The sequence below is a fragment of the Jiangella anatolica genome, from assembly GCF_003236295.1.
Classification (GTDB): Bacteria; Actinomycetota; Actinomycetes; order Jiangellales; family Jiangellaceae; genus Jiangella; species Jiangella anatolica.
The window spans coordinates 1-1370 of sequence record NZ_POTW01000191.1; the positions used below are offsets into that span (position 1 = coordinate 1).

Consider the following 1370-nt stretch of genomic DNA (forward strand, 5'->3'; position numbering starts at 1 on the left):
TTGTCTGGGGGGCGGGGAGGTGTGTTAAAGAGAGGGGGGCGGGACGGTGCCGCGTCCGCCGGAGGAGGCCGGTGGGAGCCGGCGACCGGATCGCCGCCCGCGGCTGGACCGGACGACCACGGCACACCCACGGCACCGGCATCGGCCTCGCGGACCACGCCGCCCGGGTCTGCGGCGCCGCCCGGGTCCGTGGCGCGGCCCCCGTCCGTGGCGCGGCCCCGGTCGGTGGTGCCGCTCCGGCCGGTAGTGCCACTTCGGCCGGTGGTGCCGCTCCGGCCCGTGGCACCACTCTCCTCGGTAGCGCCACCCTCGCGCGTCGCGCCGCCCTGGGCCGTCGCACCGTCACCTCCGCGCGTTGCGCCGTCCCCGCGGGTAGCGTCGCCCTGGGCCGTCGCACCGTCACCTCCGCGCGTAGGGCCGCCCTGGGCCGCCGCACCGTCACCCCCGGTGGCGCCGCCCTCGTCGGTGGCACCCTCGTCGCAGCCACCGGCCCCGCCTGTGGCGTCGGCACCGGCCACGACCCCGCTCCTGCCCGAGGCGCGTCTCGAGCGCGAGCTCATCGCCGCCGTCGAGTTCGAGCGCGCCGTGCTCGACGAACGTCGGCAGGCCCTCCTCGGCCCGTGCCGGTGCGGCGGCGACCGCGAGCCACCTCCGTCCGCAGGGCCTGCCGTGCCCCCACAGGCATGGTTCGTCCCGCTTCGGTCGCCTCGGCGCTGCGGCTCGGATACCGTGCGTCTACGGGCACGCCATGATCACCACAAGCGCCGCCGTGGGCCGTCCGGTGGGCTGGGGCAGTGGGCTCGCTCGCTGCGACGATCTGCGGGAGGCAAGGGACATGAGCGGCGCCACTCGGCTGCGACCGCCCCGGAACTGGCTGGACCGCCGCGCCATGGCGTGGTGGCGCGCCCAGGTGGCGCTGTCGACAGCGACAGTGGTGGTTCCGCTGCTGGTTCTCGGCCTGCTCATCGCGCCGGCGCGAGCCTGGCTCCTGATCCCCGCCGCCGTGCTCGCCGTCATCGGGCTGCTGGGACTCCTGCTGCTGCCGCCGTGGTGGTTCCGGCTCCATCGCTGGGAGGTCACCGACCAGGCGGTCTACACCCGCGGCGGAGTGCTGTGGCAGGTCTGGCGGGTGGCGCCGATGTCGCGCATCCAGACGGTCGACACCGTCCGCGGCCCGCTGCAGCGCGCGTTCGGCCTCTCGACGGTGACGGTGACGACGGCGTCCTCGGCGGGTGCGGTGAAGATCGAAGGGCTGGACCACGAGCAGGCCGCCGAGCTCGCCGAGGAACTGACGCGCATCACCCACGAGACCCCCGGCGACGCGACGTGAGCGACACCGAGCCCGCCCACGGCGCCGCCGCCCCCGGTGC

1 protein-coding gene is annotated in these 1370 nt (G+C 76.1%); it reads left to right on the plus strand.

Annotated elements, in window-relative coordinates; all coding sequences use genetic code 11:
- The first annotated feature begins 835 nt into the window (after positions 1 to 835).
- Positions 836 to 1330 (plus strand): PH domain-containing protein, encoded by a 495-nt coding sequence (locus tag C1I92_RS32900; protein WP_111258832.1) that lies wholly within the window; start codon positions 836 to 838, stop codon positions 1328 to 1330.
- Positions 1331 to 1370: the final 40 nt, after the last annotated feature.